Origin of the sequence: Nakamurella deserti, from assembly GCF_003260015.1 — a bacterium.
Taxonomy (GTDB): domain Bacteria; phylum Actinomycetota; class Actinomycetes; order Mycobacteriales; family Nakamurellaceae; genus Nakamurella; species Nakamurella deserti.
In genome coordinates this window covers 207,114-222,182 of the sequence record NZ_QCXS01000004.1, presented here as the reverse complement: position 1 = coordinate 222,182, position 15,069 = coordinate 207,114, and the positions used below count along the sequence as shown (strand labels likewise).

The 15,069-nt window shown below is 70.8% G+C and carries 13 protein-coding genes; 1 reads left to right on the top strand and 12 read right to left on the bottom strand.

What is annotated here, in order from left to right; all coding sequences use genetic code 11:
- Positions 1-31 precede the first annotated feature (31 nt).
- The 3 genes from DB033_RS19455 to DB033_RS19445 are packed head-to-tail and all read right to left on the bottom strand — an operon-like array spanning position 32 to position 2,968.
- Positions 32-676 carry a LutC/YkgG family protein gene (locus DB033_RS19455; protein WP_111768617.1) on the bottom strand — a complete coding sequence of 215 codons (645 nt, stop codon included), beginning with the start codon at positions 674-676 and terminating at the stop codon, positions 32-34.
- Positions 673-2,166, bottom strand: coding sequence for a LutB/LldF family L-lactate oxidation iron-sulfur protein (locus DB033_RS19450; RefSeq protein WP_111768616.1), 1,494 nt, complete (start codon positions 2,164-2,166; stop codon positions 673-675). The genes DB033_RS19455 and DB033_RS19450 overlap by 4 nt, the downstream gene beginning before the upstream one ends.
- Positions 2,167-2,218: 52 nt before the next feature.
- Entirely contained in the window at positions 2,219-2,968 is a 750-nt protein-coding gene (locus DB033_RS19445; protein WP_111768615.1) for a (Fe-S)-binding protein, read from the bottom strand.
- 102 nt (positions 2,969-3,070) lie between these two features.
- Here DB033_RS19445 and DB033_RS19440 point away from each other — a divergent pair, with 102 nt between their 5' ends.
- Positions 3,071-3,775: a FadR/GntR family transcriptional regulator gene (locus DB033_RS19440; protein ID WP_205844050.1), complete on the top strand. Its 705-nt coding sequence runs from the start codon at positions 3,071-3,073 to the stop codon at positions 3,773-3,775.
- A gap of 19 nt (positions 3,776-3,794) precedes the next feature.
- Here the strand turns inward: DB033_RS19440 and DB033_RS19435 are convergent, their stop codons facing one another.
- The 9 genes from DB033_RS19435 to DB033_RS19395 form a co-directional block, all read right to left on the bottom strand.
- Entirely contained in the window at positions 3,795-5,231 is a 1,437-nt protein-coding gene (locus tag DB033_RS19435; RefSeq protein WP_111768613.1) for a rhamnulokinase, read from the bottom strand.
- Between the two features lie 93 nt (positions 5,232-5,324).
- Positions 5,325-7,367 (bottom strand): bifunctional aldolase/short-chain dehydrogenase, encoded by a 2,043-nt coding sequence (locus DB033_RS19430; RefSeq protein WP_111768612.1) that lies wholly within the window; start codon positions 7,365-7,367, stop codon positions 5,325-5,327.
- Positions 7,368-7,426: 59 nt separating this feature from the next.
- The gene (gene rhaI / locus DB033_RS19425; protein WP_111768611.1) at positions 7,427-8,596 is read right to left on the bottom strand and encodes an L-rhamnose isomerase; all 1,170 of its coding nucleotides are present in this window, start codon (positions 8,594-8,596) and stop codon (positions 7,427-7,429) included.
- Between the two features lie 49 nt (positions 8,597-8,645).
- Positions 8,646-8,972 carry an L-rhamnose mutarotase gene (locus DB033_RS19420; protein ID WP_111768610.1) on the bottom strand — a complete coding sequence of 109 codons (327 nt, stop codon included), beginning with the start codon at positions 8,970-8,972 and terminating at the stop codon, positions 8,646-8,648.
- Complete coding sequence (locus DB033_RS19415) at positions 8,969-10,069, bottom strand: ABC transporter permease (RefSeq protein ID WP_111768609.1); 1,101 nt, start codon at positions 10,067-10,069, stop codon at positions 8,969-8,971. The genes DB033_RS19420 and DB033_RS19415 overlap by 4 nt, the downstream gene beginning before the upstream one ends.
- A complete protein-coding gene (locus DB033_RS19410; RefSeq protein ID WP_111768608.1) occupies positions 10,066-11,106 on the bottom strand; it encodes an ABC transporter permease in 1,041 nt (346 codons plus the stop codon). Before DB033_RS19410 ends, DB033_RS19415 begins: the two co-directional genes overlap by 4 nt.
- Positions 11,103-12,707, bottom strand: coding sequence for a sugar ABC transporter ATP-binding protein (locus tag DB033_RS19405; RefSeq protein WP_111768607.1), 1,605 nt, complete (start codon positions 12,705-12,707; stop codon positions 11,103-11,105). Before DB033_RS19405 ends, DB033_RS19410 begins: the two co-directional genes overlap by 4 nt.
- Positions 12,708-12,796: 89 nt before the next feature.
- Entirely contained in the window at positions 12,797-13,927 is a 1,131-nt protein-coding gene (locus tag DB033_RS19400) for an autoinducer 2 ABC transporter substrate-binding protein (protein WP_205844049.1), read from the bottom strand.
- A 167-nt stretch (positions 13,928-14,094) separates the two neighbouring features.
- The gene (locus DB033_RS19395) at positions 14,095-14,898 is read right to left on the bottom strand and encodes a DeoR/GlpR family DNA-binding transcription regulator (RefSeq protein WP_111768606.1); all 804 of its coding nucleotides are present in this window, start codon (positions 14,896-14,898) and stop codon (positions 14,095-14,097) included.
- Positions 14,899-15,069 lie beyond the last annotated feature (171 nt).

Below are 15,069 nucleotides of genomic sequence, written 5' to 3'. Positions count from 1 at the left end.
GGAGCGCGGAGCGCGCGGGCCGGACGGCGCCTCAGCCGCTGACGAGGACGACGTGCAGGGTGCGCGGGCCGTGGACGCCCTCGACCCGGGACAGCTCGATGTCGCTGGTGGCCGACGGGCCGCTGATCATCGTCAACGGTGCGGTCGGCGTCAGGCGGGCGAAACCCTCGGGCACCGTCTCGACGACCTGGTCGGCGTGCAGCACGATGACGTGCCGGTCCGGCACCAGGGACAAGGCGCGGCGGCCCTGGTCGGGGCCGGCGTCGAGCACGATGGTGCCGGTCAGGGCGATGGCCACCCTGGCGCCGGTGACCACGGCGTCCAGCCGGTCCAGCTGGTCGGCGGTCAGGACGTCCGGTGCACCGTCGACGACGACGAGACGATCGCGGCGGCGCAGGGTCTCGTACAACTCGACCGGCAGTCCCGCCGGGGCGACCAGCGAGCGCACGGGTGCCAGCGCCTCGTCCAGCGCGGCGGGCAGGCCCGCCCGGTCGGTACGGGTGACGAGAGCCTTGTAGTCCAGCAGCCGGTCGACGAGCAGCTCGAGGACCTCGTCGTGGTCGGTCAGCACCCCGACCCGGGCGTAGTCCCGGGGAACGGGCGCGACGTCGGCGGGGCCGGCGCCGAGGGCGACCGCTTCCCGGATGGCCGCCAGCATCGTCTCGCGGGTGCTCATGCCGAACCCTCGCTGTCGCCGTGGGTCTCGGCGAACCACTGCCGGGACGTCTGTCTCGGAGGGGCGGCGATGTTGCGGCTGCCGGTCCACGCCGACATCGGAAACGGCAGGTTGGTGATCTGGCCCTTGCGGGCGATCAGCCGACCCGCGGCGAGACCCTTCTGGGCGGCGGCGAACCGCTTCTCGTCGCTCATCACCCAGGCGGCCGCCTTCATCGCACCGTCCCAGCCGGTGGGCAGCCCGTGGCCGCGGTCGGAGTCCACCGCCCGGCCGCGGAGTTCCACCAGCAGTGACGGGATGTCGATCTTGACCGGACAGGCGTCGAAGCACGCCCCGCACAGCGACGAGGCGTACGGCAACGTGGAGTTGACGTCGTCGTGCCCGTGGATGCCGGTGAGCTGCGGGGTGAGCACCGCGCCGATCGGACCGGGGTAGACCGAGCCGTAGGCGTGGCCGCCGGCGCGTTCGTAGACCGGACAGACGTTGAGGCAGGCGGAGCACCGGATGCAGTGCAGCGCGGCCCGGCCGACCTCGTCGGCCAGCGCGTTGGTCCGGCCGTTGTCCAGCAGCACGAGGTGGAACTCCTGCGGACCGTCGCCGGGGGTGACGCCGGTCCACAGCGACGTGTACGGGTTCATCCGCTCGCCGGTGGAGGAGCGCGGCAGCAGCTGCATGAACACCTCCAGATCGCTGAAGGTCGGCAGGATCTTCTCGATGCCCATGACGGTGATGAGGGTCTCGGGCAGTGTCAGGCACATCCGGCCGTTGCCCTCGGACTCCACGACCGACAGGGTGCCGGTGTCGGCGATGGCGAAGTTGGTGCCCGAGATCGCGACCTTGGCGGAGAGGAACTTCCGGCGCAGGTGGGTCCGGGCGGCCATCGCCAGTTCGCGCGGATCGTCGGTGAGACCGACCGCCACCCCGGTCATCTCGTTGAGGAAGATCTCCCGCACCTCGGCGCGGCCGCGGTGGATGGCCGGCACCAGGATGTGCGACGGCTTGTCGTGCCCCAGCTGCACGATGAGCTCGGCCAGATCGGTCTCCACGGCGGCGATGCCGTGCTCCTCGAGGTACTCGTTCAGGCCGATCTCCTGGGTGGCCATCGACTTGACCTTGACGACCTCGTCGACTTCCTTGGATTTCACGATCCCGGTGATGATCCGGTTGGCCTCCTCGGCGTCGGCCGCCCAGTGGACGACGCCGCCCCGGGCCGTCACGTTCGCCTCGAGCTGCTCCAGCAGTGCGGGCAGCTCGGCCATCACCCGCGCCTTGATCGCGGAGCCGCTGTCGCGCAACGCCTCCCAGTCGGGCAACTCGTCGACCACGGCCTGCCGCTTGCCGCGGATGGTCGCGGTGGCGCGGCCCAGGTTGCGACGCAACCGGGTGTCGTCGACCGCCCGTTTCGCCGCCTGCGGGAACGTCTCGGACCCTCGGATCGGTGACTCGGCGTCGCGGGAGCGGCGGATCGGCACACCCAGGAACGTGGTCATGCCGGCACCGGGCAGGTGCTCACCGAGGGACGACCGGCAGCGCCGATGGTGTTCATGCGTAGACCTTCTCCGTCGTCGAGGCCAGGATCTGGGCGAGGTGCACGGTGCGCACCCCGGTCTTGAGGCGGGACAGCCCACCGCCGATGTGCATCAGGCACGACGCGTCCCCGGCGGAGCACATCTCCGCCTTGGTGGCCAGCACGTTGCCCATCTTGTCGGCCAGCATCGCGGTGGACACGTCCGGGTTCTTCAGCGAGAAGGTGCCGCCGAAGCCGCAGCACTGGTCGGCCGCGGGCAGCTCCACCAGATCCATGCCGCCGACCGCACGCAGCAGTTGCAGCGGTTTGTCGCCGACCCGCAGCATCCGCAGCGAGTGGCAGGTCGGGTGGTAGGTCACCCGGTGCGGGAAGTAGGCGCCGACGTCGGTGACGCCGAGGACGTCGACCAGCAGCTCGGACAGTTCGTAGGTGCGGCCGGCGAGCGCGGTGGCGCGCTCGGCGAGGGCGGTGTCGCCGCCGCGGCGCGCGACCATCGCCTGCTGGTGCCGGATGGACCCGACGCAGGAACCCGACGGGGCCACGGCCACGTCGAACTCCGCGGCCTCGAAGGTCTCCACGTGATGGCGCACCACCGGCAGGGCTTCCTTGAGATAGCCGGTGTTGACGTGCATCTGACCGCAGCACACCTGGGCCCGGGGGAACACCACCGTGTGCCCGAGCCGCTCGAGCAGGCCGACGGTCGCCTTCAGGACGTCGGGGAACAGCGAGTCGGCCAGGCAGGTGGCCACCACCGCGATGCGCATGAGGGAACTCCAGGGGGAATGACGAGGCCAAGGTGCCGCGGCGAGCGTTACCCTGTGGTCCGACCACAGTATCGGCTGTGGTCAGACCACACAAGGGGAGCCGTGGCCGACAAGAGCTACCAGGTGGTCCTGGCCGGTATCGAGGCCGACCTCCGGTCGGGGACGCTGTCGGTCGGGCAGAAGCTGGCCGGTGAGCGGGCGCTCGCCGAACGGTTCGCGGTGAGCCGGTCCAGCGTGCGGGAGGCCGTGCGGATCCTCGAGGCCCTCGGCGTGGTCCGGACCGGCGTGGGATCCGGACCCGACGCCGGTGCCGTCATCACCGCCGAGCCCGCGTCACCGATCGCCGCCGCCCTGACCTGGCACCTGGCGAGCCGGCACGTGCCGGTCGCCGACATCGTCGGCGCCCGGCTGCTCATCGAGCGGTGGGCGGTACGGGAGGCGGCCGACGGCGCGAACGGGGCGGCGCTGGCCGCGGCGGCCGCGCTGGTGGACGCGATGGACGACGAGAGCCTGAGCCCCGCCGCCTATCTGGCGCTGGACACCCGCTTCCACGTCAGCCTCGCCGAGGCGGCCGGCAACGTCGTCATCGCCGCGGTGATGAGTGCGATGCGCACGGCCATCGAGGCCTACGTGACCGCCGCCGTCGGCCGCATCGACGACTGGCCCGCCATGGCCCGCCGGTTGACGGCGGAACACCGCGACGTGCTCGCCGCGGTCGGGGCCGGCCGCGGGGCCGACGCCGAGGCGGCGGTGTGTGCCCACATCGCCGGCTTCTACCAGGCCGCCGGGCTGCCCGGGGGCGGCTGAACGCAGGTGCCGGCCCGGGTCACCGTCCGTCGGGTGCCGCCCCCGGTCGGTAGGTGCGGGTGTGCACGGCCCGGCGGAGTTCGGCGCGCAGATCCCAGCGGTCGCCGGCCAGCACACCGGCGGTGCGGGCCTGCACGAGCAGGTTGCCCAGGGCGGTGGCCTCGACCGGGCCGGCCACCACGGGACGTTCGGTCGCGTCGGCGACCAGCTGGCAGAGCAGGGTGTTCTGCGATCCGCCGCCGACGATGTGGATCACCTCGATCCGGTTGCCCGACAGTCGTTCCGCGTCGGCGATCCGCTCGGCGAAGGTGGCCGCGAGGCTGTCCAGGATCGACCGGACGACCTGCGCGGGGCCGGCGGGCACCGGCCCGCCCGTCGCGGCGCACGACGCGGCGATCCGCGACGGCATGTCACCCGGCGGCAGGAACACCGGGTCGTCGGGATCGAACGTCGGGCCGCCGGCCGGCAGCGCTGCGGCCGCGGCGATCAGCTCGGTGAGCGGGGTGCTGTCGCCGTCGCGCTCCCAGGTCCGCACGCTCTCCGACAGCAGCCACAGCCCCATCACGTTGCGCAGGTAGCGGATGGTGCCGTCGATGCCGCGTTCGTTGGTGAAGTTCGCCGCCCGGCTCTCCTGGGTGAGCACCGGTGTCTCGAGCTCGACGCCGACGAGACCCCAGGTGCCGCACGAGATGTAGCCGAAGTGCGGGGTCTCGGCAGGCACCCCGAGCACCGCCGAAGCGGTGTCGTGGGAGCCGACGGTGGTCACCCGCACGTCGTCGCCGAGTCCGGTCTCGGTCCGTACCGCCGACGTCAGGCCGCCGACCACGCTGCCCGGAGCCGCGAGCTCCGGGAACAGCTCGGCCGTCCAGCCGAGCGCGGTGAACAGCTCCGCCGACCAGTCACCGGTACGGGCGTCGAGCAGGCCGGTGGTCGAGGCGTTCGTCTCCTCGATGACCCGCCGGCCGGTCAGCCAGTAGCCGAGCAGATCGGGGATCATCAGGGCCTGCGTGCCGGACGGCAGTGCCCCCTCGGCGGCGAGCTGGTACAGCGTGTTGAACGGCAGGTGCTGCAGACCGGTCACCCCGTACAGCCGCTCCGGTGACACCCGCCGGTGCACACCGTCGATGACCGTGGCGTCGGTGCGGCCGTCCCGGTAGTGCCGCGGGTTGCCGAGCAGCCGGTCGCCGGACACGAGACCGTAGTCCACCGCCCAGGAGTCGATCCCCACACCACGCACCGCCGGATCCTGCCGGGCCGCGTCGCGCAGCCCGTGCAGGACGTCGGTGTAGAGGCCGAGGACGTCCCAGTAGAGCCCGTCCGGCAGGTGGACGGGTCCGTTGCGGAACCGCCGGGTCTCGGTCATCGCGAGCGTCCCGGGTCCGACGTGGCCGAGGATGACCCGCCCGCTGGACGCCCCCAGATCGACCGCGGCGAACGCCGCAGGAGCCTGGGTCATCGGTGCTCGTTCCTCTTCGCGCGGGCGCTCATCGGTGCTCGTTCCCTCTTCGCGCGGGCGCTCATCGGTGTTCGTTCCTGTTCGCGCGGGCGCTCATCGGAGGAACGCGGCGGCGACCCCGGAGTCGACGGGGATGTGGAGTCCGGTGGTCTGGGACAGGTCGCCGGCGGTGAGGGCGTAGACGGCGTCGCCGATGTGGTCGGGGAGGACCTCCTTGCCCAGCAGGGTGCGCTTGGCGTAGTAGGCGCCGAGGTCCTCTTCCTTGACCCCGTACACGGCGGCGCGGGAGGCGCCCCAGCCGGAGGCGAAGATGCCGGAGCCGCGGACGACGCCGTCGGGGTTGATGCCGTTGACGCGGATGCCGTACTGGCCGAGTTCGGCGGCCAGCAGCCGGACCTGGTGGGCCTGGTCGGCCTTGGTGGCGGAGTAGGCGATGTTGTTGGGTCCGGCGAAGACGGCGTTCTTGGAGCTGATGTAGATGATGTCGCCGCCCATGCCCTGGGCGATCATCGCCCGCGCCGCCTCCCGGGACACCAGGAACGACCCCTTGGCCATCACGTCGTGCTGGAGGTCCCAGTCGCGGGCGGTGGTCTCCAGCAGCGGCTTGGACAGCGACAGGCCGGCGTTGTTGACGACGAGGTCCACGCCGCCGAACGCGAGCGAGGCGTCGGCGACGAGCGCGGCGACGGCGTCCTCGTCGGAGACGTCGGCGCGCAGCGCGACCGCCACGTCGGGACCGCCCAGTTGCGTGGCCACCTCCTGTGCGGCGTCGAGGTTGAGGTCGGCGATGACGACGCATCCGCCTTCGGCCGCGATGCGGGTGGCGATGGCCTTGCCGATGCCGGAGCCGGCCCCGGTGACCAGGGCGACGCGCGTGGCCAGCGCCTTGGCCTTGGGCATCCGGGACAGCTTGGCCTCCTCCAGCGCCCAGTACTCGATGGCGAACTTCTCGGCCTCGCTGATCGGGGCGTAGGTGGACACCGACTCCGCGCCGCGCATCACGTTGATGGCGTTGACGTAGAACTCACCGGCGACACGCGCGGTCTGCTTGTCCTTGCCGAAGGAGAACATGCCGACGCCGGGGACCAGCACGATCGCCGGGTCCGCACCGCGCATCGCGGGCGAGTCCGGGGTCGCGTTGCGCTCGTAGTAGCCGGCGTAGTCGGCCCGGTAGGCCTCGTGCAGGGCGGGCAGCGCGGCCAGGATGTCCTCGACCGAGGCGGTCGAGGGCAGGTTCACCACCATCGGCTTGACCTTGGTGCGCAGGAAGTGGTCGGGGCAGGAGGTGCCGAGTGCGGCCAGCGCGCCGAGCTTCTCGTGCGCCAGGAAGTCCAGCACCTCCGGGCTGTCGGTGAAGTGTCCGAGCTGCGGCTTGTCGGTGGACGCCAGCCCGCGCAGGGTCGGGAACAGCGCCGCGGCCTTCGCCCGCCGCTCGGACTCGGGCAGCGGCTCGTACCCGGCGACGGCCGGACCGAACGGCTCGGCCGAGCCGTGGTCGGCGAGGAACTGCTCGGCGGTGCGGATGATCTCCAGGGAGTTCGCCTCGGCCTCGGCGGAGGTGTCGCCCCAGGCGGTGATGCCGTGACCGCCGAGGATGACCCCGATGGCCTCCGGGTGGGCGGCCTTGATGGCCGCGATGTCCAGGCCGAGCTGGAACCCGGGGCGGCGCCAGTCCACCCACGCGACCCGGTCCCCGAACGCCTTGCGGGTCAGCTCCCGGCCGTCGGCCGCGGTGGCCAGCGCGATGCCGGAGTCGGGGTGCAGGTGGTCCACGTGCGCGGCGTCGACCAATCCGTGCATCGCGGTGTCGATGCTGGGTGCGGCGCCGCCCTTTCCGTGCAGGCAGTAGTCGAACGCGGCGACCATCTCGTCCTCGCGGTCCACCCCCGGGTACACGTCGACCAGCGCGCGGAGCCGGTCCAGCCGCACCACCGCCAGGTTCTGCGGCTTCAGGGTGCCCAGGTCACCGCCGGAACCCTTGACCCACAGCAGTTCGACCGGCTCGCCGGTCACCGGGTCCGTCTCGACGCCCTTCGCCGAGGTGTTCCCGCCGGCGTAATTGGTGTTGCGCGGATCCGCGCCCAGCCGGTTCGACCGGCCGATCAGGTCGCTGACCGCGGTGTTGGTGTCACTCATCTTCGAAGTCCCTGGAGGTCGGTGGGGCAGCGGGGTGGGTGGGGTCGCCGAGCGCGAGCTCAGGCGCCCCAGGAGGCCTGGGTGCCGCCGACGCGCTCGGTGGCGATGCGGTCGAGGTAGCCCGACGCGGCGAACGCGGCCAGCGGATCACGCGGCAGGCCCTTGGCCTCCCGGCGGTCGGCGAGCAGGCTGCGGACGTCGGTCTCGTAGGCGTCCATCAGCACGCCGTGGGCGCCGAGGACGTCACCGGAGTCCTGCGCGGCGGTCAGCGCGTCGGTGTCGACGAGCAGCGCCTTGGCGGTGGCGTGCTGCACGTTCATCACCGAGCGGATCTGACCGGGGATCTTGTCCTCGATGTTGTGGCACTGGTCGAGCATGAAGTTCACCCCGGCCGACGGCAGATGCGCACCCTGGGACACGATCTCGACCATGATCCGGAACAGCTGGAACGGATCCGCCGACCCGACGATGAGGTCGTCGTCTCCGTAGTAACGGGAGTTGAAGTCGAACGCCCCGAGCCGGTCCTGGCGCAGCAGCTGCATCACGATGAACTCGATGTTGGTGCTCGGCGCGTGGTGGCCGGTGTCCAGGATGACCTTCGCGCGCTCACCCAGGGCCAGGCACTGCAGCAGCGAACTGCCCCAGTCGGGCAGGTCCATCGTGTAGAAGTACGGCTCGTAGATCTTGTACTCCAGCAGGAGTCGCTGATCCGAGTCCATCGCGGCGTAGATCTGCTGCAGCGAGTCGGCCAGCCGGTCCTGCCGGCGGCGCAGCGAGTCCTGGCCGGCGTAGTTGGTGCCGTCGGGCAGCCAGATCTTGAGGTCCCTGGAGTTGGTCGCGCGCATGACGTCGAGGCACTCCAGGTGGTGCGCGATCGCCTTCGCCCGGATCCGCTCGTCGGCGTTGGTCAACGACCCCAGCTTGTAGTCGTCGTCCTGGAACAGGTTGGAGTTCACCGCGCCGATCGAGACCCCCAGCGACGCCGCGTGATCGGCCAGTGCCGACCAGTCCTCGACCGTGTCCCACGGGATGTGGATCGACACCCGCGGCGCCGCCCCGGTCAGCGCGTTCACCTGCGCGGCGTCGGCGAGCTTCTCGAACGGATCCCGGGGCACGCCACGGGTGGAGAACACCTTGAAGCGGGTGCCCGAGTTGCCGTACGCCCACGACGGCACCTCGATACCGAAGGTGTCGAGCGGGGCCAGGGCGTCAGAAATGGTCTGCGTCATCAGGGAAATCCTTCGTCGTGACGGTCGGATCGGGGAGCGGGTGTGGCCGTCAGGCCAGGTGGAAGTACTCGGTCAGTCGTTGCATGCGCTGGTCCGGCCGGGAGGCGTCCGCCTCCGGGAAGAACGGCGCCATCGCGGCCTGCCAGCGGTCGTTGACCTCGTGGGCGTCCATCCCGGCGAGCGCGGCGTCGAAGTCGTCGGTCTCGAGATAGCCGACGACGAGACCGTCGTCGGGCCGCACGAACAGCGAGTAGTTGTGCCAGCCGGTCTCGCGCAGCGCCTGCTGCATCTCCGGCCACACCGCCTCGTGCGCCGCGGTGTACTCGGCCAGCCGGTCGGTGCGCACGTGCATGAGGAAGCAGACCCGGTCGGTCATCTCGTTCCGCCGTACCGCCGGGTGGTGAGGCCGTTGAGCAGGGCCGCGAAGATCAGCACGGCGCCCAGCGCGAGGAGCTGGAACTGGGGGCCGTCGTTGCCCTCGATGGCGAGCGGGATACCGGCGTTGAGCCAGACCACCAGCAGGCCGGCCAGCACGACACCGGCGACCCGGGCGATCCCGCCGGTGATGGCGACGCCGCCGAGGACCGCGATGGTGATCGCGGGCAGGGCCATGCCGTTGCCGCTGGTTCCCGCGTCGGGACGGGCCGAGGCGAACTGCGCGGTGGTGACCACGGCGACCAGGCCGGCGATGACGCCTGCGAGGACGTAGGCCTTGAACCGGGTGTCGCGGACGTCGATGCCGGCGAAGTGTCCGGCGACGTCGTTGGTCCCGGTGGCGAACAGGCGCCGGCCGTAGGCGGTGCGCGCCATCACCAGGTACACCACGACGACCGTCGGCAGCAGGAAGTAGAAGACACCGACCGGGATGTCGGGCAGGTTCGCGCCGATGAGCGGCAGTTCGACCGACTGGGCGGCGCTGGAGTAGAGGCCCGCGATGTCGTCCCCGGTGACGGGCTTCTGGTCGTTGATGACCAGCGCGATCGACGCGTAGCCGTAGTAGGTCGCCAGCGTGGCGATCAACGCCGGGAACCCGAGGTAGGCGATCAGGAAGCCGTTGATCGCCCCGCACAGCCCACCGGCGACCATGGCGACCAGGATCGCCGGCAGCAGCGGGAGACCCCAGCTCTGGTAGGCGAACCCGAAGATCATCCCGGTCAGCGACACGGTGGACCCGATGGACAGGTCGATGCCGCCGCGTCCGGAGACGATGACGAGCATCTCGGCCAGCGCCAGCATGGCCAGCGGCACCAGGTTGATCAGCGCGGCCGCCAGGGTGTCGCCGTCGTAGGGGCCGGTCAGGTAGCCGCCGGCGTCCATCACCACGAAGGTGACCAGCACGGCGACCAGCAGCACCACGATCAGGACGGTGCGCTGGGTCAGCAGGGCGCGCAGCACCCTGCTGCCCACGGACTCTCCCGTGGCGGCCGGCGACGAGGCCTGCGGTGCGGGGGGTGTGGGGGTGGTGGTGCTCATCGCGCCCTCCGGCTCTTGTTCTTCCGTGCCCGCTCGCGCAGCAGATCCGCGCCGACGGCGATGACGATGGCGATCCCGACGAAGAGGTCCGACAGCTGTGACGGCCACTTCAACTGGGTGACGCCGGTGCTGACCGTCTGGACCAGCAGGGCGCCGAGGATGGTGCCCAGCACCGAACCGCGGCCGCCCATGATCGAGGTGCCACCGATGACCACGGCGGCGATGGCGGCGAGTTCGGTGCCGCTGCCGATGTTCTGCTGCACCGTCGAGGTGCCCAGGCCGATGGTGAAGCAGGCGGCCAGCCCGACCAGGGCGCCGGTGATGACGTAGGCCAGCATCTGGCGGCGCTGGACGCGCACGCCCGCCAGGCGCGCGGCGTGGGCGTCGCCACCGACGGCGTAGAAATGCCGGCCACCCGCGGTGTGCCGCAGGTACACCCAGGCCAGCGCGGCCAGCACGATGGTGATGACGAAGGCCAGCGGCAGGCCCAGGACCCGCCCCTCAGCACCGATGCCGAACACCTTCAGGTCCCGCGGGATCCCGTTGACGGTGTTGGAGCCGAAGATCTGCAGCCCGACGAACTGGAACAGGTTCGCGGTGCCGAAGGTGATGATGATGGCCTGCACCCGCCCGTAGGCGATGAGCACACCGTTGATCAGGCCGAGGACCGCCCCGACCGCGACGGCGATGAGCACGAGCACGGGGACCGAGGTCTCGTAGTTGACCATCGTCTTCGCCACGATGACCGCGCAGACCATGGTGCCGGCAGCGACGGACACGTCGATGCCGCCGGTGATGATGATGATCGTCATGCCGATACCGATGGCCGCGACGGGCGCCATGTAGCCCAGCAGCGAGATCAGCGTCAGCTCGGTGAAGAAACCGTTGGTGAACAGCCCCAGCAGCAGCCAGAGCGCGGCGATGACCCCGATCAGCACCAGCTCCTGGCCGGTGACGGGGGAGGGCAGGACCCGGCGGCGGATCTTCGCCGGGGGCGCGTCCGCGGCCGGGGCGGGCGGCAGCGTCGTGGTGCTCACGAGGCGGCTCCGTTCGTGATGGTGGTGGAGGACGCCGCGTCGGCGCCGGGTGCCGCGTCCGCGGTCGCGAGGTCACCGGCGGCGGCGGCGAGGACGTCGACCTGGGTGGCGTCGGGACCGAATTCGACGGTGGTGGTGCCGGCCCGGACGACGATCAACCGGTCCGAGATGCGCAGCGCCTCGGGCAGATCCGAGGTGACCACGAGGACTGCGGTGCCTTCGTCGGCCAGTTGGGTGATGATGCGGTGGATCTCCTCCTTGGCGCCGACGTCCACGCCCTGGGTGGGTTCGGCGAGGACCAGCACCTCGGGGCGCTCGACGAGCTGCCGGGCGAGCACCACCTTCTGGGCGTTGCCGCCCGACATCGCGCCGATGTTCTGCTTCTCGCTGGGGGTCTTCACGGCGAGCCGCTTGATCATGTCCCTGGCGACCGTGGTCTCGCGCTTGCGGTCGACCCAGCCGGCCCTGGACAGCAGCGACAGGTGGCCGGCGGAGATGTTGAAGGCGATGGGCTGGAAGGAGAACATCCCCTCGAGCTTGCGGTTCGCGGGCAGCAGGGCGATGCCGAGCTTCTGGGCGTGCCGCGGGGACTTCGGCCGGATGGCCCTGCCGTTGAGACGGATCTCCCCGCTGTCGGCGGTCTCGATGCCGTAGATGGTGGCGGCGATCTCGGAGACGCCGGAGCCGACGAGCCCGTAGAGGCCGACGATCTCACCCGGGCGGACGCTCACGTCGACGTCGTGGAACTGGCCGGTGAGGCCCAGCTTCTCCAGCTGCAGCTTGGCGGGCACGTCGGGGATCTCACGGGCCGGCTTGTCGTCGGCGATGATGCCGCCCACCATCAGCTCGACGATGCGGCGCACCGACAGCTCGCCGATGCCGAAGGTGCCCAGGGTGGTGCCGTCCCGCATGACCGTGACCTCGTCGGCGATGCGGAACAACTCGTCGAGGCGGTGCGAGATGTAGATGACCGACACCCCGGTGGAGGTGAGTCGGCGCACCACACCGAACAGCACCTCGATCTCGGCGTCGGTGAGGATGGCGCTGGGCTCGTCGAGGATGAGCACCTTGGCCTTGCCGGCCAGGGCCTTGGCGATCGAGACCTGCTGCTGCTCGGCGATCGACAGCGAGCCGACGACCGCGGTGGCGTAGCGGCCGGGCAGCCCGATGAGCTCGAGGAGCTCGACGACGCGCTCGTTCTGCGCCCGCCAGTCGATGCGGCCGCCGGTCTTGATCTCGCGGCCGGTGAAGATGTTCTCGCTCACGGTGAGCTCGCTGAACAACTGCGGCTCCTGGTACACCGTGGCGATACCGAGGTCGATGGCCTCGAGCGTGGTGCCGATCCTGACCGGGGCACCCTCGAAGAGGATGTCGCCGGTGTCGGCGGATTCCGCGCCGGCGATGATCTTGATGAGCGTGGACTTCCCGGCGCCGTTCTCGCCCACCAGGGCGTGCACCGAGCCGGCCTTGACGGTCATGTCGGCGTGCCGGATGGCCCGCACCGCGCCGAAGCGCTTGGAGATCCCGGTCAGGTGCAGCCGGGCTTCCCCGGTGTCGGGGATGATCACCGCGTCGGCGGCGTCGGTCGTGTTGTCAGTCATGCGCTCTCGGATTCCTGGCCGGCGGGCGGGTGGCACAGCGGGCCGGGTGGATGCGCTGTCGGGACGCGCATCCACCCGGCCGGGCGGGATCAGTAGTCGAACTGATCCACGTTCTCGGCGGTGATGGCCAGCGCCGGTCCGAGCAGCAGCGTCTTGGTCGACTCGTCGTACTCGACGGCCGGCAGGTCGGTGCTGACCTCGTTGGTGGCGGCGAAGGCGGTGCCCTCGGCGAGCTGCAGGCCGGCCCAGGCGGTCAGGTACCCGAGGTTCTCGACGTTCCACAGGATCGACGCGGACGACGAGCCGTCGGCCAGGTAGTCCTTCATCGACTGGGGGGTGCCCAGCCCGACGGTGAAGACGGTGCCGATCTTGTCGGCGTTGCGGACGGCCTCGGCGACACCGGGGGCCGACGACGTGCACTCGCCGACGAGACCGGTCAGGTCGGGGTTGGCGGCCATCAGGTTGGTGGCGAGCTCGGTGGCCTTGCCCTGGTCCTCACCGGCGTAGACGATGTCGACGATCTCGGCCTCGGGGTACTTCTCGGCGGTGTAGGCCTTCTGGACCTCGATCCAGGCGTTGAGGTTGGCGGCGGTCTCACCGCAGGAGACGATCGCGTACTTGCCCTTGCCGCCCATGGCGGTGAGCAGCGCGTCGGTCAGGCCCTGGCCGATGCCCTCGACGGACGCCTGGTTGACGAACGCCTCGCGCACCGAGTTCGGGGCGTCGGTGTCGGCGGTCGCGACGTGGATGCCCTTGTCCTTGGCCTCCTGCAGGATCGGCGCCATCGAGTCGGGGTCGTTCGGGGCGACGATCAGGGTGTCGACTCCCTGCTGGATGAAGCCACGGACGATGTCGGCCTGCTGAGCGGCGTCGGCGGCCACCGGGCCCTGGTACAGCCACTCGACGTTGCCGAGCTCCTCGGCGGCCTTCTGCCCGCCGGTGTTCATCGCCTCGAAGTACGGGACGCCCTGTAGCTTGGGCACGAAGGCGACCTTGTACTTCTCGCCGCTGCCGCCGGCCGCAGGGGCCGAGGACTCCGAGCCCGCGCCACCCTCGGTGGTGGCGGCGGTCGATCCGGCCTCGGCCGGGGCCGACGTCGCTGCCGGCGCGGCGGTCGTCGGGGTGGTGGCCGCCTCGTTCTTCTTGGTGCAGCCCGTGGTGACCAGGGCGATGGCGACGCTGCCGGCGATGATGCCGGTCAGTTTCCGGTTGAGTCTCATCGGTGAGGATCTCCTGATTTCCGGCTCGATCGAGCCATGGCGGCGGCGGTCCGGACGGACGCCGTGGACCCTCGCGGTGGTTCGCGGGGGGGATGTCGACCCGCTGCCGGATCGGCGGCGGTACGACACCGGCTGGGACAGCGCACATCCCAGGTCGGGGGCAGGGTTCACGCGGAGCGGGTGTGCTCCGCGGTGTGTTCGCCGGCGGCGTGCGGCACGGTGGTGACACCGACTCCCGCCCGTCGCCAGTCGGCGATGTCGGCGGCCGGCATACGGTCGTCGGTGTACAGCCCGGTGATCGACGCGACCGGCGCGAACGAGTGCAGGCCGAACCGGCCCACCTTCGACGAGTCGAACAGGCCGTACACCGAGGCGCACGAGGCGACCAGGTGCTTCTTGGCCTCGGCCTCCTCGATGGCCATCTCCATCAGCCCGTGCGTGACCGACAGGCCCTTCACGCCGAAGAACCCCTTGTCGATGGTCCCGCGGGCGGCCAGCACGTCACCGAACTGTCCGACCATGGATCCCGCCGAGCGGCGCAGCACACCGCCCGGCATCACGACCATCGCGCTGGACTTCTCCAGGAACAGCGTCGCCGTCTTGAGCCCGTTGGTGATGACGATGAGATCCCTGCGCTCCAGCAGCATCTCGGCCAGGTAGTAACAGGTCGTGGACGCGTCCAGGGCGAGGATCTCGCCGTTGCCGACGGTGTCGGCGACGACGGCGGCGATGCTCCGCTTGATCGCACGTCCCTGGCGGAGACGCATGTCGAACGAGCCCTCGTCCGCGCTGGTGATGCCGACCGCGCCGCCGCGGACCCGCCGGAGCATGGCGCGTTGCTCCAGCGACTCGAGGTCCTTGCGGACGGTGACGGCCGAGACGTTGAGCTGGCGGGTCAGCTCGCTCACGGACACCCGGCCGACGCGCTCGAGCAGAGCCAGGATGGCCTCTGCGCGGGCGAACTCGTCCATGGGGTCCCGTTTCGTCGTCGATGGCGGTGCGGTGCACTTCCGGTGGAACTCGGTGTCGCATCGGTGACCTCGGGTGGTGCAGGACCGCCCGGTGGCTCGATGCCCGCTGAAGTTACGGACAACGACAGCCAGACGTCAACGGGTGACAAGCAAACGAAAGCTGCGGACAAC

Excerpts from the sequence above, each read along its gene's own strand:
- DB033_RS19455 (WP_111768617.1), bottom strand. The coding sequence starts at position 676 with ATGAGCACCCGCGAGACGATGCTGGCGGCCATCCGGGAAGCGGTCGCC.
- DB033_RS19450 (WP_111768616.1), bottom strand. The coding sequence starts at position 2,166 with ATGACCACGTTCCTGGGTGTGCCGATCCGCCGCTCCCGCGACGCCGAG.
- DB033_RS19445 (WP_111768615.1), bottom strand. The coding sequence starts at position 2,968 with ATGCGCATCGCGGTGGTGGCCACCTGCCTGGCCGACTCGCTGTTCCCC.
- DB033_RS19435 (WP_111768613.1), bottom strand. The coding sequence starts at position 5,231 with ATGACCCAGGCTCCTGCGGCGTTCGCCGCGGTCGATCTGGGGGCGTCC.
- DB033_RS19430 (WP_111768612.1), bottom strand. The coding sequence starts at position 7,367 with ATGAGTGACACCAACACCGCGGTCAGCGACCTGATCGGCCGGTCGAAC.
- rhaI (WP_111768611.1), bottom strand. The coding sequence starts at position 8,596 with ATGACGCAGACCATTTCTGACGCCCTGGCCCCGCTCGACACCTTCGGT.
- DB033_RS19420 (WP_111768610.1), bottom strand. The coding sequence starts at position 8,972 with ATGACCGACCGGGTCTGCTTCCTCATGCACGTGCGCACCGACCGGCTG.
- DB033_RS19415 (WP_111768609.1), bottom strand. The coding sequence starts at position 10,069 with ATGAGCACCACCACCCCCACACCCCCCGCACCGCAGGCCTCGTCGCCG.
- DB033_RS19405 (WP_111768607.1), bottom strand. The coding sequence starts at position 12,707 with ATGACTGACAACACGACCGACGCCGCCGACGCGGTGATCATCCCCGAC.
- DB033_RS19400 (WP_205844049.1), bottom strand. The coding sequence starts at position 13,927 with ATGAGACTCAACCGGAAACTGACCGGCATCATCGCCGGCAGCGTCGCC.
- DB033_RS19395 (WP_111768606.1), bottom strand. The coding sequence starts at position 14,898 with ATGGACGAGTTCGCCCGCGCAGAGGCCATCCTGGCTCTGCTCGAGCGC.